Source organism: Sphingobium sp. SG1, assembly GCF_057063145.1.
Genome location: NZ_JBVVOJ010000001.1, coordinates 212,215 through 230,763 on the forward strand (window position 1 = coordinate 212,215; position 18,549 = coordinate 230,763).

General features: G+C 54.3%; 25 protein-coding genes. 15 read left to right on the plus strand and 10 right to left on the minus strand.

Going from position 1 to position 18,549, the window contains the following annotated elements; genetic code table 11:
• Positions 1–9: 9 nt before the first annotated feature.
• The 5 genes from AC0KVN_RS01185 to AC0KVN_RS01205 all read right to left on the minus strand — a co-directional run bounded on the left by AC0KVN_RS01185 (position 10) and on the right by AC0KVN_RS01205 (position 5,110).
• A complete protein-coding gene (locus AC0KVN_RS01185) occupies positions 10–495 on the minus strand; it encodes a hypothetical protein (protein WP_483655314.1) in 486 nt (161 codons plus the stop codon).
• A gap of 397 nt (positions 496–892) precedes the next feature.
• Positions 893–1,315, minus strand: a complete 423-nt coding sequence (locus AC0KVN_RS01190; RefSeq protein ID WP_483655315.1) for a cell wall hydrolase — start codon at positions 1,313–1,315, stop codon at positions 893–895.
• A 235-nt stretch (positions 1,316–1,550) separates the two neighbouring features.
• Entirely contained in the window at positions 1,551–2,054 is a 504-nt protein-coding gene (locus AC0KVN_RS01195; protein WP_483655316.1) for a hypothetical protein, read from the minus strand.
• Positions 2,055–2,088: 34 nt separating this feature from the next.
• On the minus strand, positions 2,089–2,973 hold the full coding sequence (locus AC0KVN_RS01200) for a hypothetical protein (protein WP_483655317.1): 885 nt from the start codon (positions 2,971–2,973) through the stop codon (positions 2,089–2,091).
• A gap of 10 nt (positions 2,974–2,983) precedes the next feature.
• Positions 2,984–5,110, minus strand: a complete 2,127-nt coding sequence (locus AC0KVN_RS01205) for a TerD family protein (protein WP_483655318.1) — start codon at positions 5,108–5,110, stop codon at positions 2,984–2,986.
• 375 nt (positions 5,111–5,485) lie between these two features.
• Here AC0KVN_RS01205 and AC0KVN_RS01210 point away from each other — a divergent pair, with 375 nt between their 5' ends.
• From AC0KVN_RS01210 to AC0KVN_RS01240, 7 genes are all read left to right on the plus strand, one after another.
• Positions 5,486–5,797 carry a hypothetical protein gene (locus AC0KVN_RS01210; protein ID WP_483655319.1) on the plus strand — a complete coding sequence of 104 codons (312 nt, stop codon included), beginning with the start codon at positions 5,486–5,488 and terminating at the stop codon, positions 5,795–5,797.
• A gap of 474 nt (positions 5,798–6,271) precedes the next feature.
• Positions 6,272–6,571, plus strand: a complete 300-nt coding sequence (locus tag AC0KVN_RS01215) for a hypothetical protein (protein ID WP_483655320.1) — start codon at positions 6,272–6,274, stop codon at positions 6,569–6,571.
• Positions 6,572–6,573: 2 nt separating this feature from the next.
• On the plus strand, positions 6,574–6,798 hold the full coding sequence (locus tag AC0KVN_RS01220) for a hypothetical protein (RefSeq protein WP_483655321.1): 225 nt from the start codon (positions 6,574–6,576) through the stop codon (positions 6,796–6,798).
• Positions 6,795–6,950, plus strand: a complete 156-nt coding sequence (locus AC0KVN_RS01225) for a hypothetical protein (protein WP_483655322.1) — start codon at positions 6,795–6,797, stop codon at positions 6,948–6,950. The genes AC0KVN_RS01220 and AC0KVN_RS01225 overlap by 4 nt, the downstream gene beginning before the upstream one ends.
• On the plus strand, positions 6,947–7,369 hold the full coding sequence (locus AC0KVN_RS01230) for a hypothetical protein (protein WP_483655323.1): 423 nt from the start codon (positions 6,947–6,949) through the stop codon (positions 7,367–7,369). Before AC0KVN_RS01225 ends, AC0KVN_RS01230 begins: the two co-directional genes overlap by 4 nt.
• Positions 7,366–8,019, plus strand: a complete 654-nt coding sequence (locus AC0KVN_RS01235) for a hypothetical protein (protein WP_483655324.1) — start codon at positions 7,366–7,368, stop codon at positions 8,017–8,019. Before AC0KVN_RS01230 ends, AC0KVN_RS01235 begins: the two co-directional genes overlap by 4 nt.
• Positions 8,016–8,459 carry a hypothetical protein gene (locus AC0KVN_RS01240; RefSeq protein WP_483655325.1) on the plus strand — a complete coding sequence of 148 codons (444 nt, stop codon included), beginning with the start codon at positions 8,016–8,018 and terminating at the stop codon, positions 8,457–8,459. The genes AC0KVN_RS01235 and AC0KVN_RS01240 overlap by 4 nt, the downstream gene beginning before the upstream one ends.
• 25 nt (positions 8,460–8,484) lie before the next feature.
• Here the strand turns inward: AC0KVN_RS01240 and AC0KVN_RS01245 are convergent, their stop codons facing one another.
• Genes AC0KVN_RS01245 through AC0KVN_RS01265 form a run of 5 tightly spaced genes read right to left on the minus strand, consistent with a single transcriptional unit; the run spans position 8,485 to position 12,988 of the window.
• Positions 8,485–8,907 (minus strand): hypothetical protein, encoded by a 423-nt coding sequence (locus AC0KVN_RS01245; protein WP_483655326.1) that lies wholly within the window; start codon positions 8,905–8,907, stop codon positions 8,485–8,487.
• Between the two features lie 17 nt (positions 8,908–8,924).
• The gene (locus AC0KVN_RS01250; RefSeq protein ID WP_483655327.1) at positions 8,925–9,161 is read right to left on the minus strand and encodes a hypothetical protein; all 237 of its coding nucleotides are present in this window, start codon (positions 9,159–9,161) and stop codon (positions 8,925–8,927) included.
• An 11-nt stretch (positions 9,162–9,172) separates the two neighbouring features.
• Positions 9,173–9,616, minus strand: a complete 444-nt coding sequence (locus AC0KVN_RS01255; protein ID WP_483655328.1) for a hypothetical protein — start codon at positions 9,614–9,616, stop codon at positions 9,173–9,175.
• Between the two features lie 52 nt (positions 9,617–9,668).
• On the minus strand, positions 9,669–11,075 hold the full coding sequence (locus AC0KVN_RS01260) for a DNA gyrase subunit A (protein WP_483655329.1): 1,407 nt from the start codon (positions 11,073–11,075) through the stop codon (positions 9,669–9,671).
• Between the two features lie 2 nt (positions 11,076–11,077).
• The gene (locus tag AC0KVN_RS01265; RefSeq protein WP_483655330.1) at positions 11,078–12,988 is read right to left on the minus strand and encodes a toprim domain-containing protein; all 1,911 of its coding nucleotides are present in this window, start codon (positions 12,986–12,988) and stop codon (positions 11,078–11,080) included.
• A gap of 119 nt (positions 12,989–13,107) precedes the next feature.
• On the opposite strand from AC0KVN_RS01265, the gene AC0KVN_RS01270 reads away from it, so the two are divergent.
• The 8 genes from AC0KVN_RS01270 (at position 13,108) to AC0KVN_RS01305 (ending at position 18,518) form a co-directional block, all read left to right on the plus strand.
• Positions 13,108–13,662 (plus strand): hypothetical protein, encoded by a 555-nt coding sequence (locus tag AC0KVN_RS01270; protein ID WP_483655331.1) that lies wholly within the window; start codon positions 13,108–13,110, stop codon positions 13,660–13,662.
• The gene (locus tag AC0KVN_RS01275; protein WP_483655332.1) at positions 13,662–14,144 is read left to right on the plus strand and encodes an S-adenosylmethionine decarboxylase; all 483 of its coding nucleotides are present in this window, start codon (positions 13,662–13,664) and stop codon (positions 14,142–14,144) included. The genes AC0KVN_RS01270 and AC0KVN_RS01275 overlap by 1 nt, the downstream gene beginning before the upstream one ends.
• A 71-nt stretch (positions 14,145–14,215) precedes the next feature.
• Positions 14,216–15,562 (plus strand): hypothetical protein, encoded by a 1,347-nt coding sequence (locus tag AC0KVN_RS01280; protein ID WP_483655333.1) that lies wholly within the window; start codon positions 14,216–14,218, stop codon positions 15,560–15,562.
• A gap of 66 nt (positions 15,563–15,628) precedes the next feature.
• Complete coding sequence (clpX, locus tag AC0KVN_RS01285; protein WP_483655334.1) at positions 15,629–16,876, plus strand: ATP-dependent Clp protease ATP-binding subunit ClpX; 1,248 nt, start codon at positions 15,629–15,631, stop codon at positions 16,874–16,876.
• A complete protein-coding gene (locus AC0KVN_RS01290) occupies positions 16,869–17,366 on the plus strand; it encodes a nucleoside 2-deoxyribosyltransferase domain-containing protein (protein WP_483655335.1) in 498 nt (165 codons plus the stop codon). The genes clpX and AC0KVN_RS01290 overlap by 8 nt, the downstream gene beginning before the upstream one ends.
• 60 nt (positions 17,367–17,426) lie before the next feature.
• The gene (rpsU, locus tag AC0KVN_RS01295; RefSeq protein ID WP_483655336.1) at positions 17,427–17,666 is read left to right on the plus strand and encodes a 30S ribosomal protein S21; all 240 of its coding nucleotides are present in this window, start codon (positions 17,427–17,429) and stop codon (positions 17,664–17,666) included.
• Positions 17,667–17,809: 143 nt separating this feature from the next.
• The gene (locus tag AC0KVN_RS01300; RefSeq protein WP_483655337.1) at positions 17,810–18,109 is read left to right on the plus strand and encodes a hypothetical protein; all 300 of its coding nucleotides are present in this window, start codon (positions 17,810–17,812) and stop codon (positions 18,107–18,109) included.
• Positions 18,102–18,518, plus strand: a complete 417-nt coding sequence (locus AC0KVN_RS01305) for a hypothetical protein (protein WP_483655338.1) — start codon at positions 18,102–18,104, stop codon at positions 18,516–18,518. Before AC0KVN_RS01300 ends, AC0KVN_RS01305 begins: the two co-directional genes overlap by 8 nt.
• Positions 18,519–18,549 lie beyond the last annotated feature (31 nt).

Sequence of the window (18,549 nt, forward strand, 5' to 3'; positions counted from 1 at the left end):
TAATCGTTGTTAGGGCTGCCTAAAGTATCCAGCGAAACGGGGATCGGCGACAATCGCAGCAAATTCTTCATCGCCACGCCGCTCCTCTGACATCCAGATCGAGGTCACATATCGATCGGTGTCAATGCCGGGACAGATCACGAATTCCTCTGCTTCGATCCGAAAATCGCCGTGATCGTCCGCAAGATCGTAGGCACCTGTCTCGGCCCGCTGCACAACCCGGAAACGGCTTTTCAGTTTGCGCAGGTCAATCCCAAAAATGACATCGGAAAACTGACGGGCGAAATAGAAGGATCGCGTGACACAAACACCCTTGGCCTCATGGTGGGTGTCATCAAAACGAACATCGGTTGCCTTGCCATTGAGGTTCGACAGGTCGATGGTGGAGTTAGCCAAAATTTCACCATCAGCGATGATCTCAGGGCCAAATTCAGTGGAGTGGAATACCATTGGAGCCTGAATTTCTTCTGCCACGATGTCGATGAATGTCCGCATGTAATATTTATTCAGAGAATGAAAAGGCCCCGATCATCGACCGGGGCCTTCTTTTATTGGAGCGTTGGCGTCACCGTGGGATCATTCGTCACGTCAGTGGGGTCCGGGCGATCCCAGAACCACGCACCGTGTGCAACATAGTCCATGTAAGAGGTTAGGCCCAAAACAGTCGGCACGAATACGCTCGTTACGATCAGAAACATGTTCATGATCGCACCTCACGGTCGTCGATGTTGGAAATGCACCCAAAGGTGCTACTACTGTCTTCTTCTCCGCTCTCGGAGGAATGTTCATCAGTGTGCATAGCGCAGCGATATAATCATAGTGATGGTATTTAGGCAAGCCAAATTGCGATCATCTTGGGATAAAAGAAAAGGCCGCTTTCGCGACCTTCTCTCTACTTGGTGAAGATGTGTGCGCCGATCGTCATTCCTGATCGGCCGCCTACCCGCACATTACGAAAAAACTTCGCGCCATTTGTCGGGTCGCCGCTGTTCCCATGAAGGGCTGCGATCGAAACCCGCACTGCCGTTTTCCATGCCGAAGAAATACGTGGCATGAGGCGCTGTGGGCCATAGTTGATGAACACGAACTGCGCTCGGCCCCTCCAACGCTGGAAGACGACCCCGCAAGCGGTGTTCGGGAATTTGGGATTTGCAACCCGGTTCTGGATCACATGTGCCACCGCGCTCTGGCCGCGTTCAGGCTGTCCCTTGGATTCGTGGTAGACTGCTAATGCTGTGCAGGCGATTTCTCTTTGTTGCGACTCCGACAGAGCCTTCATTTCCGGGGTAGAATAGGTAGCTATCAAATTAGACACTACGGCATCATGTGCACACGCTGGTGTTGTAGTAACGAAAAGCGCGCCCACGATTAGTAGGCGTTTTAACAAAATAAGCCTCATGAATTGTTGAACAAGTATTTACGTATCCGCGTCATTGCGCTGCAATATTTCGCGGTCGAACTGTTCCTTTTAGGCGGTGAACCGTTCAAATAGCTCTATGAAGTGATAATCCGGGACTTCAACAGCCCCGGATCATCTATTTAGTGTTTGTTCAGATATCGAACTTGGCCAAAAGCTTTGCTGCTCGATCCCGCACATCCTTCACCGCATTGACTTCGTTGAGCAAGGCAGCGGGGTATGCGCGTTCGTTTCGCTCGTCCTCCCAGCGCTGGTCGGCGGCTCGTGCCGCCTCTTCCAAGATGGGGGTTGCCGCATAGAGGAATGACACGAAATCTTGGACCAATTCGGCGCTGGTTGAGACCACCACTGCCTTCTGCCGTTTGAGCGCCTGTGCGCCCTCAAGCATGAGATTGCCGATGGCGAGCGACAGGCCATGACGCGGTCCCGTATAGCCGATGCCGCGCAGTCGATCGATCAGAACATCGACGTCCATCTGAGGCGCTGTCGGTTCTTCGGGGCGGTAGATCACTTCCGCGACCTTCACCCACTGGGTGACCGTATCGGCGTCGAGTTCATGCCACCCCGCCATACGATTGACGTGCATGGTGGGATGCCATCCACTCCACATCGAATAGAGATCGCGCGCGAGGTCCATCGTTTCCTGAGAAATTTCGGTCATGCTTGGTTCCTTATGCCGCCGGTTGGGCGAACACTGCTCGTGCAGCGTTGATAAATGGCTCGACGACGGCATCATCACGGATGTTAGACCATCGTGCCTCGATGTCGCGGCGAACTCCTCTGGTTTCCGCCCAGATCAGCATGGCGGCCCGGTCGATCGCCTCATCGGTTGCGCGGCTGCCATGGGACGAAATCACGGACATCAACCCGTCGACGATCTCGTCGATGCGATACTCCAGAGGAGCGAAATCGCCTTGCGTCATGGTGCCGACTGACCATGCTTCCCAGACGCGAGTGCAGTCATAGGCACTGACGACCTCTCTGCCGAGATGATCGGCGATCGCATCGCGCAGATTGCCGGGTTCGCAGAACAGGGAAAGCACACGGTTCGCTTCATTGACCTTGTCGATCACCATCTGGGTGATCTTATGCTCGACAAAGGTCTTGGCCTCCTGCTCGCTCTGGAAATCGCTGTAGCCGACCTGATTGATCAGGACATTCCAGCACGCGGAGTCCCATGAATTGCAGACGGTGGCATTGAACTCGCCGTCGGCCACGGTGAGCTTCCATGTGGGATGGCGATTGTTCGTCGGCCCTTCTTCCCACCGGAATTTCAGCGGCTGAAACCCATTGGGAAGCCGTTCGACGACGGAGACGGCGTTAGCTCGATCGACGGTGTTGTGATGGGCGATCCGGTTCCGCAGTCTCCAATCGCCACCATAGCTGACCGCATCGTCGTTGAACCACAGCACTTCAACGCTCCCATCGATGTGATGGAGGTTGATCTGATGCATCATGCTTTTATCGCCGCTGGCAAACAGCTTTTCGGCAGTCGCGCGAACGCTATAGCCGTCACGATGCGCCGCAACCAGCTTACGATCCCATTCCAAGCCCATGCGAGCCTCCTCAGATTTCGAAGTTAGCGATAGCTTCCATGTCGTCGATGCCGAAGCAGATATCTGCCTCATCAGGCGTGTCGACGATCGTGCCGCGCGCCATCGCGTTCAGGAAAACGATGTCGAACAAGGTGGTCTTGCGCTGGCTCAGAGAAAGCATGGCCTGCGTCAACGCGGCCGTCTTGTTTTCTTGGCTGCGCACGGCCGCGAACCGGCTATTGCCACCGGTCATATCGACGAACACCACCTTGCGCTCCTCCAGATCGAAGATGAGCGGCATATGGGCGGTGTTCGGCGAATTGACGTCGAACTTCATCGTCACGGTCTTGGGGTCATAGACCGCCTTGCTGCCGACGCTGTCCCGCTCCATGAAACCGGCGAAGCATTCGAAATCCTTGAACTGCTCCCCACGGAAGGAGATCAGCGACGAGGTGACATAGCGAACGCCCTTTTCGATCAGACTGTCGATCGGGAAGTCGATGAATTCCGAAGCGCCATTGGGTGCGCTGGTGATGTCGCCGGAATGGACGCAGCCCCAGCCATGCAGATTGGTGAAGGCGATATGCCCCTTCTGCTCGAAATCCTTGTTGAGCAGCACGATCGACAGATCGACGTCAATATGACCGACCCAGTAGACGAACAGACGAATGAAATCGCCGTCGAAAGGCACAGCGCTGCCCTTGGGCATGGCGACGGTCGTCGAACTGTCGCCGCGTCGGTTGAACGGCGCAACGATGCCTTCCAGCAAGGGATCGATATAGACCTTACCCATCGGCTCTCGTGCCTCTGCGCGGGACATGATTTCGTCTTCGATCATGGCCGCAGCACGGAGCAGAATTTCGGGATCAATCGGGCTTCGATGATCGTCGACGACCTGAACCTTGTTCACCGATCCCTTGGGGAAATAGATGCGCTGGGGCAGTATGTCGCGCGCATGCAGATATTTGCGCAGGTCATAGAGCATGCTCTCGGTCAGCTTGGTGCGAACATCACCCAGCGCATTGAGAATACGAGGCGTGGTATCGTCGGTCGCGCTTCGCAGCATGAAGTCCAGCTTGCGGGCAAATTCGCCCGGCCGCATTTTCATCATATCGATGAAGTCGCGATCGACCTGCTTGGCGCGTAGACCCTTTTCCATCGAACGATTGAACGTGATGATCGTCTCAGGCGCGTTTCGCAGCCGGTCGAACGCTTCTGCTGCACGCGGATAGCGCGCAGCATGCTTTGCGGGCTTGAGTTTCTCGCCCAGACGCAGCCAGCGTTCGCGATGACGCATCATATCCTCTTCCAGATTGTGCATCTGGTCGAGCATCGAAAGCAGATTGCGAGCATCGGCCTTCTTCAGCTTGAAGCGCACATTGTCCTTGAGGGACAGGTCGCCCGCCTCATCGCTGAGGAACGTCGCGATGCGCAGCAGATCGGTTGCACCGGAAAGCTGCTCGCTGACCTTCGTTCCGAACAGCCGATAGGCGAACGGGAGGGTTTCCTTGAACAGATTGTCCGGCAGAGTCAGATCGGTCTGGCGCGCCAGAAACGCCTTCTCATCGGTGGACAGGGACGACTGACGGCGCAGCAGGGCATTACCCATGGCACGCGCGTGATCGCCGTCCATATGGCCGAGAACCTTCAGGGGTGTGTACACGCCATTGTTGGGAGCGAGGTCTTCCGACATCGCCAGTTCAGCCACCTGATGCTGGCAGATAGGGCACGCGCCGAAGCGGTCGAGATTGAACAGACGGCCGTCGATGAAGTGACCACATGACAGATGCGTGAGATCATTGGTCGATCGCGTCCCATATGAGTTCTGAAGGAAGCCGATAACGCGCTGCATGAAGTGCGCGCGTTGTTCGGGGACGTCATAGGGGAAATCCTTGAACAGCCGGATATAGGTCTTGTTCGCGCCGCTCAGGTCGCAAAGCGCCTTGTGGAGCGCATCACGGACGTGGAAAAACTGTGCCGGAGCGAGAGCATGAAGTGCTTCGATCAGGTCCGATCCCAGCGTGTAACCGAATGTCGCGATTTCGCAGTTGAGTAGGCCGACATTATTGTCAGGCGCGCCACCGGTGATTTCTTCGTGGGGGAGAGAAGCGGGGTCGACATAGACCTTCGAATAGAGTTTGATCGCCTCGATATCCATGTCAAATCCCCGCTTATCAAATGTGAGACAAATCCGGCAGCTATTTACTAGCCAAAAAGTTATAGAAGGAAGCACACCGATGCGTCTCGGTGCCCTGCTTAGATAGGTGCACGGGGACGGTCAATATCAAAAATGGTGGTAGGAAAAATATCTGCGCCCTGATGAAACCACTTCATCGTCGCCGTCGAAAGCCATGCGCATATGTCATTTCGTCTTAAAGTGACGAGACTTTATGACGAAAATCGTGGGGTGGAGATTTGTTTGCGAAAAATATTGCAGCCGATCAAATCGAATACCTAGAAGGATTTCAGGGCAACGGTGAACCAACCCGGCACCACCCAGATGATCTTCCGGGTTTTATTTGATGAAGCGAATATGAGCAAGAATTCGAAGCGTTCCAACAACAGCCGCCGCCGTGAATTTGATACCACGGCTCTGGCCAATTTCCTGTCGACCCTGAACATCGGCGTCAAGCCGTCGTTCCATGTCAATGGTCCGCAGTTCCTGTCGGCCGTCCTGACCGTCGATCTGGGTCAGCCCCTGAAGCAGGTCCGCCTGACCTCGGAACAGGATCAGGAACTCAAGAGCCTGATGCGCAGCCTGACGCTGGACATTCTGGGTCGCGACAAGCAGGTGACTGTCCAGTCGGACAACTATCACGGCATCATGTGGGCGAACGCCAACTAATGAGCGCGTCCGTCGTTCTTGATCAGACCCTTGATGATCTCAAGGCTGCGTTCGAGGCTGATGATACCCAACAGGCACGTCGAATTCTGTGGGGCTTCGCCTGCCTCCTCACCGTGGATGAGGGGCTTGCGATACGGATCATCGGGGACGCATCTTGTTTCAGAGAGGACTGATCTCGAAACGACCCGTGGGGTATGATGGCAAGGACATCTACCTCGTCACTGAGTGGAGGAGCAATGCTCCTCCACTTTTTGTGCTTGAGCGCCGAGAGACGCCGATCAAGATCGACAACCCGTTCCTAGCCTGTCCTCCTTTCGTCGAATGGGTGATCCACGACGTGAAGGGCGCTCGGATCGGGGAGCAAGAGCACTTTCGTGATCGTCATGAGGCGCATGATTATTGCGAGACCCTCACTGGTATTGTCACGCGTCATTATTGGTGGTAACCGACGCCGAGATTTGATTGAGGTGATTTATGGAAGACCCCATTCGGGTGACGATTGAAGTGTCGCCACGTTTCGCGAACATCATCCGCGAAACCGCCCTCCACGAATATGACCGGATCGAGGCCGATGATGGTCTCTCCACGATCATCGGCGTGGCCACCGATATGGTGGATGCCCGCGATGATATCAAATTCAGTCGCGAGACCGCGATCTCGCTAACCATGCTGGAAATCGAGAAGCAGGCGATCCGCGAAGTGTTTTTCCGCGTCGCCGACCAGCTTGGTGTCCACCCTGACAAGCCGGGTGAATACCCGATCGACGAGGACTGATCATGAGCGTCGTCCGCCCATTTCGCCTTGATCGTCGTCCCGATGATCAGTTCGTCCTCCTGCGCAACATCGAACGTTGGTGGGAAACTTTCTACACCTCGATTGCCGATCGCACTGAGCAGGAAATTGTCCGCCTCTATGATGGCACGGTCGCCTACTACATTCTCGGCTACGCTGACAGCACCGAAGATGCACAACTCCAGCTTTACGGAAGGGTCATGAAATGAGCGCCGCGCCGCAAACCGATCCCACGCCAGATGATGAGCGTCTGGAGTGGTTCCGCAACGGTGCGGCCTTCGCCGCGATCTACATCGGTGTGACGGGCGAAGTCCCCGATGCGAAGGTTGTCGAAACCACGTTTAGGGACATGCAGGAATGATCCCGGAAGAACGGTGTCTGGCTATCATTGGACAGGGGCGCAAAGTTGCCTGTCCCGTATGCGACAAGCGCGTGTTCTCACAATATGGCATCCCCTACGAGGCGTCGGGGATCGGTCAGCATATGCGCAAAGTCCATCCGGAGCATTATGACTTCGTGCTGTCGACGGCAAAACGGTTGCGTAGCGAGCAATTTCAACGGGAGCTTGCTGCCAAGCATGAATTGCAACAGCGCCCTCACCGCAAGCATATCGTCACCGGTGCGTTCCTCATGGCCGTCGTCGAGGAACTGGAAAACCTCAGCGGCATGATGGAACCCTATTATTCACAGGGCGATTGCGCCGATCCGGCACAACGGCTGATCAAAACTATCGAGAATATGATCGCCTCCGAAGGCGTGACGGAAAAGGAAGTGGCATGATGCCCGACGCACTGACTGAAGAATTGAAGAAGGCACTGGCTGAGATCAATGCATTCAAGCGAGAACTGGCGATGGGTCGCATTCTCAGGGCGATCACGGCCGCTGCTCAGCATGGGATCACCCTTACCCGCGAACACTACTATTTCCTCGACTGTGTGTCTAACAAGGCGGCTGAATGCTTCCCTGACGCGATGTTCGGACATGAGGATGCCAAGGTGATGGAACCTGCGGTGTTCAATTATCATTATTCGAGGTGGATCAGACTTCGTGCCGAGCTTCAGCAGCGTCTGGGGCAGTATCTGATGAGCCAGATACCGACGGTGCGGGACTCTGCCATCTGGTATGACGAAGACCCGGTCGCTGCCGGTAATATGTTTGTCGAGCGATATGTGAAGGCGGTGTCCCAGCATGTGAGCATAGAAGGAAAAACTGAGGAGACCATTTTCTTCAGCGTTCGACAGGTAGGAAATCACTGGATCGTCGCGGGTGACAAAGCTACGCTCGCGCGGCCGTACCGCCTTTTTCATGATCAGACTAGCGCATGGAAATGGGCACAGGAGCGTGCAAAGGATGATGGATGTGTGGCCCGCCGGAGCGATCCCGATGGCGACTACGACCTCATGATTTCCTATGTGGGTGAACCGGAATGACGACCATTCGTGAACTGTTCGAGCAGGAGCCTATGCGCATTGAGCGCGGGATCGAATATCTCGTCGGTTGTTATTACAACCATGTCTCCGACATCGCCGAAGTGGAACTTAGCCAATTCCAATATAATAGGGATTTCGCGCAGGACGTCGAATGCGTGGTGTTCCACTATCAATATTGGGACGCGAGACGATCGCAGATCATGTTCGGCGTTCGTTATCAAGGTCAATGGGTCATGCTCTGTCGCAATGCGGGCCGGGAACTCGACGATTTCGCTCATCGTCAGGTTGTAGATGCTGCGGCCTATACGGCCATGATCACCTACCTCAGAAACGAAATGGTCCGCGTGTCAGGGTTCGATCCGGTTGAGGTCATCGCTCTCGATACCAAGGTCGAATTCGATTTCTACGGTGAGGACGTCAGGTATCGCCCTTACATCTAAGAAAAAGGGGGCTGCCGCCCCCTTTTCAATATCCGCTGAGCGTAAAGTGAATGAACTGGTTGTTTCGGCCAACCGTGGCTATGATCCCCTGATCGAGGAAATATCGCTGGAACCATAACCAGATGTCATAGTGGGGATGCGCATAGCTCGATATCCTTTCTCCCTTGAACCAGAATGGGTTCAGCCAAGGGAAGATGGCCCAGATCAGCTTTTTGGGAATTGGATAGGATTTCGGTAGCGCCAGACCCATATCGGCCTGCCGGTGGATGTGGTCCTTCAACTGGTCGAGAAAAACCCGAATGATCACGCCACCCTCCTGCCAACGCGTCGTTCTCAGGGCTTTTTCCTTCTCGCTGTCCTGAGACTGTTTGAGAATGTGTCGAGCATTGGCCTCATGATATGTTTCGTTTTCCGAGAAGCGGTCGCTCAATTTGATCATGTCAGTCATCGTATCACCGCTCAAATCTAGTCAGCCTTATCAAATCGTTCGTATAGATAGCCGTCGACGATTTTGCCATTTTCCTCGCATGTTCCATTATCGATTGCGGTGAAGATGCCTATTCCTTCATCTACCATAATGTTGAGACAAGTGTAGATTTCCCCAGCACGGATTCCGTGTTTTTCATCCCACTGCATCCATTCGTCTACCACGACAATCTTATCGCCAGTGACGTAGTGCTTAATTTCGCGATGATTGTGCATGGTTAACCTCATCAAATCGGGTCGAATACATTAATGCAATAATGTCGATTCCGGCTATGACATTTAATGTATGCACTCAGTCGTCGAGCAGCGCATTGTTCAATAAACCACTTCCATTCATAATAGAACGGGTTTTTCGTGTGGGATATCAAATACCCCTCAAACTCATATGGATTAGGTCGTGCACGAAACCATTTCTTTCTCGGTTTGGGTAGCCAAATATTGATCGGCAATGTTTCTCCATGCATCGCCATGCGATCGATGTCTTTGACTGCCTCACTCAACGCGCGAACCAAAAGGCATCGCTGCTCGACATCGGCAGCAGTCAGTTGCCGTCGCTCTTCATATTGTTGATCGCGCGTGTCCTGAAGCTTTTGCCAAGCAGCGGCATCTGCTTTATCTTTATCTTCAGCGTTCTTCCGGAACTGATCGCGGATCATCGACAGTGGTATCATATCGGCTCCAATCAAATATTGGGAGACCTTACGGCCTCCCCATATGCGATGTCTAGAATTTCAGTTTCTTGAGGGCTTCGAGTTCCTCAAGATATACCGCCTTAAGACGGTCCGGGCTTTTGAGCGTCGCGTTGTAATCGGCGATCGCCGCATCCAGATCAGAAATCTTGGTCTTGACCTCGGCCTCGAAATCCTTTGTCCACCGATAGGTCGCCACGCTTACGGCCCGATCGATATGATGGTCCTGAGCGGCGATCTTGGCCTTCTTGGCGACGGCCGCCACGTCGGCCTCCATCGCCTTGCGATCGGCGAATTTGCCCAGTTTCGCAGTGAAGCCAGCCTTGAACAGAGCTTCGAGCAGCTTCCAATAGACCAGTTCGTTGTTGCTGTCGGCGAGCAGCTTTTCAAACCGCTTGGTGTAGAAGCCAAGTCGCCACTTTACGAAATCACCCACCAGCGTTTCCGCGTCTGGATACTGGACGATGTTCTTACCCGACCAGTCGCGAACCACGATACGCTCGGTCGTGCGGGTGGTGAGCTTGAACATCGCGAGCAGATCATCCTCTGTCCACTTCATTTCCGAGATCAGGCCACGCTTGAACTTGACTTCGATCTGGATGGCGTCGGTCGACCGATCGGTAAACCGATTGATTTTTTCGGCGTCTTCCATCTCGATCAGCGTCTTGCGGAACCGTTCAAGGTCCATACCGGGCGGGAGTTCCGTGATCAGCGCGGTGCTCGTATCGATGATCTTGATAGCACCGGACATCTGCCACTGGTTGGGCTTACCAGTGGGGGCGATTTTCACGTCATAACGCTCGTAGTGGGGAACTAGCGGCTTCAGCTTGCGACCCTTGAGCGCAGCAATCGCAGCATCGACAATATCCCCGTAGCGGCGCGGCAGGATGTCAGTAGAATAACCCACGCCGACGCCCGCAATGCCGTTGAGCAGCACGGTAGGGATCAGGGGCAGGAAATTCACCGGCTGCTGGTTCGAGCCGTCATAATTGTCCTCGGTCTCGACGATATCGAGATCGTTGTAGAGGAATGCCATGGCTGCCTTGGATCGCTTCACCGACACATAGCGGGGTGCGCCGATACCATCCACGGGATCGACGCGAGAGCCAAACTGTCCGTCACCAGTGATTAGCATCACGTTGTTCTTATATGGCGCGGCCAGCAGGCTGATGGCGTCGGCGCATGCGACGTCACCGTGGACATACAGACCTTCTTTCATCAGTTCGCCGACAAGCCCCACGACTTTCACCTTTTCGGCCTTGGTGCGAAGCTGCCACAGAGCGACACGCTGCACATGCTTCAAACCATCTCCGACGAACGGAATGGCGCGAACGTCGTTCACATAAAGTGCATAGTCGCGCGACGATTCCATCAAATAGGCGACCGATGAAGACCACTTCTTCACCGTGCCCAAAAACTTTACTCTAGGGTTCATTTCCATTGTTATTCACCAAGCCAAACTTTGCGCGAATCCGCGTCAAGGGAGAAAAGAAGATCGAGACAGTCACCAAGATCACCTTGGTCGACGATCGGAATGACGCGCGGTGATGCCAGCGCAGCTTTCCAGTCATCTCGCTTCAGTGCAGCCAAACCCTTGGCACGAGTGATTTCCCAACCGCGATATTCTTCTGGGTTGAAATTCTGATGATCATCGGAGAACCAGTATTTCTTCTGCTTGCCCTTCGTCGCGATGATGAAGGGGGTCTGGAAGATCGATACGAACGGGGCCTTGGGGTCGAACAGTTCGGGCCACATCTGGTAGAAATAGTTCACCAGCAGGGCCGCGATGTTGGCACCATCAGGGTCGGCGTCGGTTGCGAGATAGACATGACCATAGCGAAGGTTCAGGCGATTTGCCTTCTGACCGACGATCAGCCCCAGCGAACTGGCGATTTTCGACAGAGCAGCATTTTCGGCCACTTCCTTGAGATGGAGGGCATATTTCGCCTTGGTCAGATGCTTGCCATACGCATTGAGGACTTTACCACGCAGAGGCAGGGCTCCATGGATGACCGGGTCGCGGGCTTCCGTGATACCGGACACGGCGCTCTTACCCTCACAGAGGAAGAGCGTGCATTTCTGACGATGGGTGCCCGTGGCATCCTGAAGTTCCTCGATTTTGAGGCGCTTTGACGCCTTCCCGGCGTTCTTCAGGTCCTTTGCGACGTCCTTCATCGTTCGCGCCGCACAGCGGGCGTAGACGTCTTCGATCCACTCTTTGTTGCGTGCGATCGTCGTCTTGAAGAAGTCCGGATCAGCAAGTGCACCGGCCACGATCTTGCGAACATTCTCGTTGATCAGACGGCTCTTCGACTGGCTGTTGAAGTTGGGGCCGTCCATTTCCGTGATGGCATAGAGCAGCATGCCATCGGTGAGATCGCTATTGTTCGGCTGGAGCTTGCGGCGCTTGCTCTCCTTCTCCAGACCTTTGAGGATTCCGGCGTAGAACTTGTTGCGGAACGTATCGATATGGACGCCACCATCGAACAGCGGGATGGCGTTGACGGTGCCGTGGAACTGGTTGCTACCATCCTCGAAGAAATTGGGCACCAGCCAGAAATTGGACTTGAAGCCCGGTGCTTCGATCCGGAGCGTGATCGGCTTGCGCTTGGCAAAGATGGCCTTTTCGGGACCACCGCGCGAGTTCACCTTCTTGCCCTGAAACGTCACTTTAAGGGTCGGGTAGGACAGCGCCAGTTCGAACACGCGGGCATGGACGAAGCTCTCGGGTAGCGTCATGTCATGGAAGACCTTCGGCGATAGCTTGAACTCGATGTGCGTGCCGGTGGGCTTCTTCGATGCCCGGATCGAAGGACGACCGATCGTGAGATTTTCATCACCTTCGGAGAAGCGCTGGCTGAAATGCTTGCCGTCGCGATAGATATCGAGTTGGAAATATTCCGAGCACATGTTTACGATCGATGCGCCCACGCCGTTCATGCCGCGCGCGGCACCACGGTTGCGAAAATTGCGCCCGGCCTTGGTCTCGGAAAGCGCCATGGTGGCCTTATGCTTTCCGGTCTTCTCGTCCTTGTTGATCGGGATTCCCCGGCCGTTGTCGTTGATCCAGAACGTGCTGGTCGCTTCGTCGTAACGAATATCGATCTGATCGCCGTGACCATGAGCCACCACTTCATCAACGGCGTTATCGAGGACTTCTCGGAAAGCGGTGAAGGCGGCAGGCACCCACGTCACTTCCTTGGCCGTCAGCGTAACCGTGCTGCTGTTGAGATCACCATAGTCGAGAACCACTTGGGTATGGGGGTCACGCGAAGACAGATACATTTCGGTCCGAATACGCGCGTGCTGAAAATCATTCAGGCTTTCAATTTCGTCATTCAATTCGTCGCTCATCAAATATTCTCAAGTAGTTCAAATCAGTCCTAATTTATTCACGCTAGTTAGTGCTCGACCTTGCAGTCAATAAAACCGCATAAATAACACCTAATAGAATTCCGCAGGAGACAACCGGCATGCCGAGCACCAGTTATACCGTTGCCATTACGGCGATTACGAAATCTGCACCCGCAGATGGGTTCGTTGATCCTTTCCGCGTCGAGGATTATTTCATGAAGGGTGAAGGTTCACCGTCGACTTTGGAAACGTCCACTACCAAAGAGCGTGCCAACATTCGCTGGAAGGCGATCATCAGCAAGTTGCAGACGCTGGGCAATATTTACATCACGCCCTCTTCGATCACCGCACCCGGCGGCGATCCCGATACCGCACCGACCTCGGTCGCATTCACGCTGGTCGTCGAGCATGGGGAAGCCAGCCTTCACACCGATGATGAAACCAACCCCGGAACGTTCCTCAAGGGCGCTGCTGCTATTGAGCGTGCGATCGCGCGTGCGCTGGTCCGCGAGCACGTAACCCGTGGCGATGTTTATGATCCCACCCTGACCACTACCAAGGGTGATGAAACCGAGCGCGTGCGATTTGGTAACCGCATTTTTGAAATGACTGTCGGGGCTCTTGCGGCTGATATCGCTGAAGCTGAAGCGGTCATCACGGTGACAAAGGTCTGATGGGCGAGGAATTGACGCACAACCACAAGCACATCGTGGTCAACGCTTTTGTCTCCCGACCGCCGATTGAAGTGGGGATCGCTGAGGCGTGGTTGCGCGAACTGGTGGCCAAGGTGGGCATGACCATCCTGATGGACTCCCGCGCGATCTACTGTGAGGATTTGGGGAATGAGGGTGTCACCGGGTTGGTCGCCCTCTCGACGTCGCACGCAAGCTTCCATTGCTGGCACGACCTGCCCCGTCCCGTCTTCAACTTCGATCTCTATAGCTGCCGCGACTTCGACGTCGATGCGGTTCTCGCCCATGTAGATGAATATTTTGGCCTCACCGGTGGCACATATGTTATTCTCGATCGTAATTCGGGTGTTGTCTTGAAGCAGCGTGGGCGGATCAAGGAGGCCCGTCCTATCATGGGACGTCTGCGCAGTTTCTGGCATGGCCTCGTAGACAAAGTCAGCGGTCTATTTTTGGACATCGGTTGATTTTTATATTATCAGTGGCGGTAGCGGTTGTGCCATATCGCCACTGATTGAACAGATGCGGATTTGATAGAATGTTTTTTGGCTATCTAGCTCTCCTGACGTCAGTTGTGTTGACTCTGATTGCAGGATTTTTCTCAGTTTCCGGGATGATGGCGCTCTTCGCAGCCAATGCCATTGGCGTTGGCGTGATGATGTCCTGTCTGGAGTTTGCCAAGGTCGTGACGGCCGGGTGGCTCAAGATGAACTGGACCAAGCGCACCATCCCCATGATCCACAAGGCATATCTGACCGTCGCGACCGTCGTGCTGATGCTCATCACGAGTCTTGGTATCTATGGCTACCTGTCAGCCGGACATCTGGAACAGCAGGCACCGCTCGCAGGCGTCGAGATGCAGGCACAGGGTCTGGAGCGCCAGATCGCGACCAAGGAAGCGGAGATCAAGCGCACGGAAACCCGTCTGGCGCAGATCGATCGCAACATTGAAAGCTTCCTCTCTGCTGACAAGGCCACGGCCGGGCTTCGCGCCAGCGCCAGCCTTCAGAAGGAAAAGGACAAGCTTCAGGCATCGCTGGACGCTCGCAACGCGGAAGTGAATTCGCTCAACGAGAAGCTCATGCCGATCAAGGAAAAGGGCAATGCAGTCGAGGCCAAGCTTGGTCCGATCAAATATGTCGCTGATCTGTTTGGTATGAAGGACCCGGAATCGGCCGTGCGTATCGTGATCGTGATGATTATGCTCGTATTCGATCCGCTGGCTGTCGCCCTGATGATCTCGGGTATCATTTCGTTGACCACCCGGAAATCTGACGATGATGCCGATGCGGAACCGGTTGCTGATTTGCCGCCAGTCGAGGATGAAATCACTTCAGAAATCGAGCCGATCGCTCCAGAGGAAGCCGAGGCCCTGCCCGTTGAAGAGGTGACAATAGAGGAATCCAAGGCCGACGCTGCGCCTGATGCGGTGACCAACTATGAACTGGTCGAGACTGCCCCGTCGGCTGAGGCGATCAAGGATGGGGACATCAAGGCCTATATCGACACCATTTTCCAGCCTGTCACGCGCTCGGTTGAAACCGGTGAAATCATTGAGCCGGTCGAGGCGGAAGTAGTCGCCACCGAAGAAGAAACCGTCGAGGCCGTTGAACCCGACGTCGTCGCTAAGGACGAGCCGGTTGCTGAGCCTGCCGTGGAGCCTGCTCCTGCTGGTAATATCATTCGTGAACTGGAAGATGAACGGGTTGGTATGAGCCATCGCGAGCGCCTCATTGAACTGCTTGAGCAAGACAAGGGCTTTTTGCAGGAAGTCATGGACATTGCAGCAGAGATCAAGCTGGCGCGAGCGGCTGAAGAGGACGCTCGTATCCATGGCGGCGGCGCTTCGACCAAAGCACCCGAAAAAGCTGGTGCAGATTTTTAATTAACGCCGGGGCTTAGACAAGTCATATCATAAATATTGATGTGGCTTGTCTAAGGATACCCAAATATGAGCGAAAAAGAAGCAGACACCCTGTATTGCTCGTTCTGTAGTAAATCGCAGCACGACGTCAGGAAGTTGATCGCAGGTGATAGTGTTTTCATCTGCAACGAATGTATCGATGTCTGCAACAATATCATGATCCAGACTCCGTTTGAGGCTGGTGATGAGGTGGCGGAAGAACCAGCCAGCCTCCCTACTCCCAAAAAGATCAAGTCGTATTTGGACGAGTATATTGTTGGTCAGGACAAGGCCAAGGTCAGCGTATCGGTCGCGGTCTATAATCACTACAAGCGCATCAATAACCCCGTGGTCGAGGGGGTGAAGATCAAGAAGGCCAATATGGTCCTGTTGGGGCCTACCGGTTCGGGCAAAACCCTTCTTGCTGAAACCGTGGCGCGCTATCTCGACGTTCCTTTCGTTATGGCCGATTGCACCACTTTAACCGAATCCGGTTATGTCGGTGAAGATGTGGAAACCGTGATCGCCCGCCTTCTCGCGGCTGCCGATGGTAATGTCGAGAAGACGCAGCGCGGCATCGTGTTTCTTGATGAAGTGGATAAACTGCGCGCGAAATCGTCGGCGTCGGGGCAACGTGACATCTCGGGCGAAGGCGTTCAGCAGTGTCTGCTGAAGATGCTCGAAGGTTCCGAGGTGATGGTCACCCCGCTGGGTGGCAAGAAGAACAGCGGTGCCGACGTCAAGGTCGATACCAGCAACATTCTCTTCATCGTCAGTGGCGCATTTGTCGGCCTCGACAAGATCGTTGCCGAGGATAGCAACAAGGGCATGCGCGCGATCGGTTTCGGCAAGACTGCTGCCAACCTTTCGAAACGTGAGGCGCTCTCGGAAGCCGATGTGACGCCGGATCATCTGGTGAAGTTCGGCCTCATCCCTGAGTTGGTGGGCCGCCTGCCGGTCATCGCCGCACTGGACGAACTGGATGAGGAGCAACTGCTCCATGTCCTGACGGTTCCGAAGAACGCGATCGTCAAGCAGTATGAGGCGTTGTTCAAGCTTGACGATGTCGAGATCGAGTTTGCCGAGGAAGCTCTGCGCGCGATCGCGAACATTGCAATCAAGCGGAAGACCGGCGCGCGTGGCCTGCATGGTGTTCTGGAAGGCAAACTGACTGCGGTCCAGTTCGACCTGCCTGATCTGGCTGCCGAAGGGACCACCAAGGTCATCATCGGTGCAGATGTTTTTACCGGCGAAGGTGTGCCTGAACTGGTGAAAGGCATCACGGAGGATGCGTGATCTGATCGAAATCATGGAGGGGGCTTCGGTGTTCAAGCCCCCTCATGAGGTGGTGACTACCCTGCCCCGCATTTTCCTCGCCGGGTCCATCGATATGGGCAGCGCGGTCGATTGGCAAAAGGCAGTTGAGGATGCTCTGGCGTCCGAGAAGGTCGCCATTTTGAACCCGCGCCGGGACAATTGGGATGCGACGCTGGAGCAGGATATCACCAATGATGAATTCCGTGGGCAGGTCGAGTGGGAACTCGATGGTCTGGAAAGCTCAGATTTCATCGCGATGTATTTCGACGCCAAGGGTAAGGCTCCGATCACGTTAATGGAGCTTGGTCTCCATGCGGAAAGCCACGCTGATCGGATGGTCGTTTGCTGTCCCGAAGGCTTTTGGCGTCGCGGTAATGTGCAGGTCGTGTGCGCGCGATACGGAATAAACTTGGTCGACACCCTCGAAGAAATGATCGAAGCGATAAAATCGCAACTGTCAACCAAGTAAATATTGCGGAACGATAATTCGTTCAACTATCATTTGATTATAGGAATTGGAGTTAGTTCTTTGTCTAAGAACCGTCATTTTAAGGGTCCATTTGCAGGAAAGAGCGGTCTCGCTGTTGAAGTCCGGGATCGCAATATCGAAGGTGCCATTCGTCTTTTGGGGCGGAAGGTGAAGCAGGAAGGTCTCCTGCGGGAAGTTCGGCGTCGTGAATATTACGAGAAGCCGTCGGTTGTTCGTCGCCGCAAGGCAGCGGAAGCGGTGGCCCGTCACCGCAAGGCTATGTCGCGCCGAAACGACTGATCAGTTGCCTAACAGGGTGGTGAACTTGGAGGCGGGGAAACCCGCCTCCTTTTTTATAACCACTTCGCTAACCAACTTCCAAAACCGATTAACTCAGCACTTTATCTGGCTAAATATCGCAGAACAAGATTTTGCGGTGAAAGATGTCTCGACCCAAGCCTACGGTGCTGTGTGCCTATACGAACCCCCGGAACTATAATTCAGAGCAGGTGCTGAAGGCGGATGCGATCTATGCCGTATTTTACGACGGTCAGCCGATCAATCTGCGTTCGATACTAAAGCCACTTTACCTTCCTTCCGTGAAATACAAGAAGGTGAGTTTTTCGAATTCGGGTCATGCATTCAATCTCGCAGAACGACTTAACAAATTGTTCAAGACGGACAAATTCACTGTTGTCATGTTGACGCAGGGAATTACTGTTACGGAAGAGAAAGATGAATGAGATTCAGAAATCGTTAATCCAGCTTTGTAGAGAATTGATGTCACAGGGTGATCAGCCCGCTGATGAAATTTTGCTTCAAGCTGACTGCGAGACGCTTGCCCGTCGAGTCTTTTACTCCTATCGGGGGAGCGTATCGGAAACAGCAAGGGGATTGCGTTTGACTTCGTTCGGTTTGGAAATCTTGAAGAGGGGCTTTGAGAGCTATCCTATTGATTTCCGGAAGGGATATAAGATCAACGCAAAGGAATTGATGCTTCTCGATAGGATGTGCCGCATGCCGTATTGGCTCGATCTCGTAGCTCCCAAATTGGTCGTTTTCGATCGGCTGTTTGCGACCCACGCTGCGCTCGCCGGTGGCGATATTGCATTAATGTCACAGTCCGGTAGCGATATCACCCATTCGGCTTGATGCGCCGACCGGGTACCATTATTATAATCTG

Excerpts from the sequence above, each read along its gene's own strand:
- AC0KVN_RS01185 (WP_483655314.1), bottom strand. The coding sequence starts at position 495 with ATGCGGACATTCATCGACATCGTGGCAGAAGAAATTCAGGCTCCAATG.
- AC0KVN_RS01195 (WP_483655316.1), bottom strand. The coding sequence starts at position 2,054 with ATGGACCTCGCGCGCGATCTCTATTCGATGTGGAGTGGATGGCATCCC.
- AC0KVN_RS01200 (WP_483655317.1), bottom strand. The coding sequence starts at position 2,973 with ATGGGCTTGGAATGGGATCGTAAGCTGGTTGCGGCGCATCGTGACGGC.
- AC0KVN_RS01205 (WP_483655318.1), bottom strand. The coding sequence starts at position 5,110 with ATGGATATCGAGGCGATCAAACTCTATTCGAAGGTCTATGTCGACCCC.
- AC0KVN_RS01210 (WP_483655319.1), top strand. The coding sequence starts at position 5,486 with ATGAGCAAGAATTCGAAGCGTTCCAACAACAGCCGCCGCCGTGAATTT.
- AC0KVN_RS01215 (WP_483655320.1), top strand. The coding sequence starts at position 6,272 with ATGGAAGACCCCATTCGGGTGACGATTGAAGTGTCGCCACGTTTCGCG.
- AC0KVN_RS01220 (WP_483655321.1), top strand. The coding sequence starts at position 6,574 with ATGAGCGTCGTCCGCCCATTTCGCCTTGATCGTCGTCCCGATGATCAG.
- AC0KVN_RS01225 (WP_483655322.1), top strand. The coding sequence starts at position 6,795 with ATGAGCGCCGCGCCGCAAACCGATCCCACGCCAGATGATGAGCGTCTG.
- AC0KVN_RS01230 (WP_483655323.1), top strand. The coding sequence starts at position 6,947 with ATGATCCCGGAAGAACGGTGTCTGGCTATCATTGGACAGGGGCGCAAA.
- AC0KVN_RS01235 (WP_483655324.1), top strand. The coding sequence starts at position 7,366 with ATGATGCCCGACGCACTGACTGAAGAATTGAAGAAGGCACTGGCTGAG.
- AC0KVN_RS01240 (WP_483655325.1), top strand. The coding sequence starts at position 8,016 with ATGACGACCATTCGTGAACTGTTCGAGCAGGAGCCTATGCGCATTGAG.
- AC0KVN_RS01245 (WP_483655326.1), bottom strand. The coding sequence starts at position 8,907 with ATGACTGACATGATCAAATTGAGCGACCGCTTCTCGGAAAACGAAACA.
- AC0KVN_RS01250 (WP_483655327.1), bottom strand. The coding sequence starts at position 9,161 with ATGCACAATCATCGCGAAATTAAGCACTACGTCACTGGCGATAAGATT.
- AC0KVN_RS01255 (WP_483655328.1), bottom strand. The coding sequence starts at position 9,616 with ATGATACCACTGTCGATGATCCGCGATCAGTTCCGGAAGAACGCTGAA.
- AC0KVN_RS01260 (WP_483655329.1), bottom strand. The coding sequence starts at position 11,075 with ATGGAAATGAACCCTAGAGTAAAGTTTTTGGGCACGGTGAAGAAGTGG.
- AC0KVN_RS01265 (WP_483655330.1), bottom strand. The coding sequence starts at position 12,988 with ATGAGCGACGAATTGAATGACGAAATTGAAAGCCTGAATGATTTTCAG.
- AC0KVN_RS01270 (WP_483655331.1), top strand. The coding sequence starts at position 13,108 with ATGCCGAGCACCAGTTATACCGTTGCCATTACGGCGATTACGAAATCT.
- AC0KVN_RS01275 (WP_483655332.1), top strand. The coding sequence starts at position 13,662 with ATGGGCGAGGAATTGACGCACAACCACAAGCACATCGTGGTCAACGCT.
- AC0KVN_RS01280 (WP_483655333.1), top strand. The coding sequence starts at position 14,216 with ATGTTTTTTGGCTATCTAGCTCTCCTGACGTCAGTTGTGTTGACTCTG.
- clpX (WP_483655334.1), top strand. The coding sequence starts at position 15,629 with ATGAGCGAAAAAGAAGCAGACACCCTGTATTGCTCGTTCTGTAGTAAA.
- AC0KVN_RS01290 (WP_483655335.1), top strand. The coding sequence starts at position 16,869 with ATGCGTGATCTGATCGAAATCATGGAGGGGGCTTCGGTGTTCAAGCCC.
- AC0KVN_RS01300 (WP_483655337.1), top strand. The coding sequence starts at position 17,810 with ATGTCTCGACCCAAGCCTACGGTGCTGTGTGCCTATACGAACCCCCGG.
- AC0KVN_RS01305 (WP_483655338.1), top strand. The coding sequence starts at position 18,102 with ATGAATGAGATTCAGAAATCGTTAATCCAGCTTTGTAGAGAATTGATG.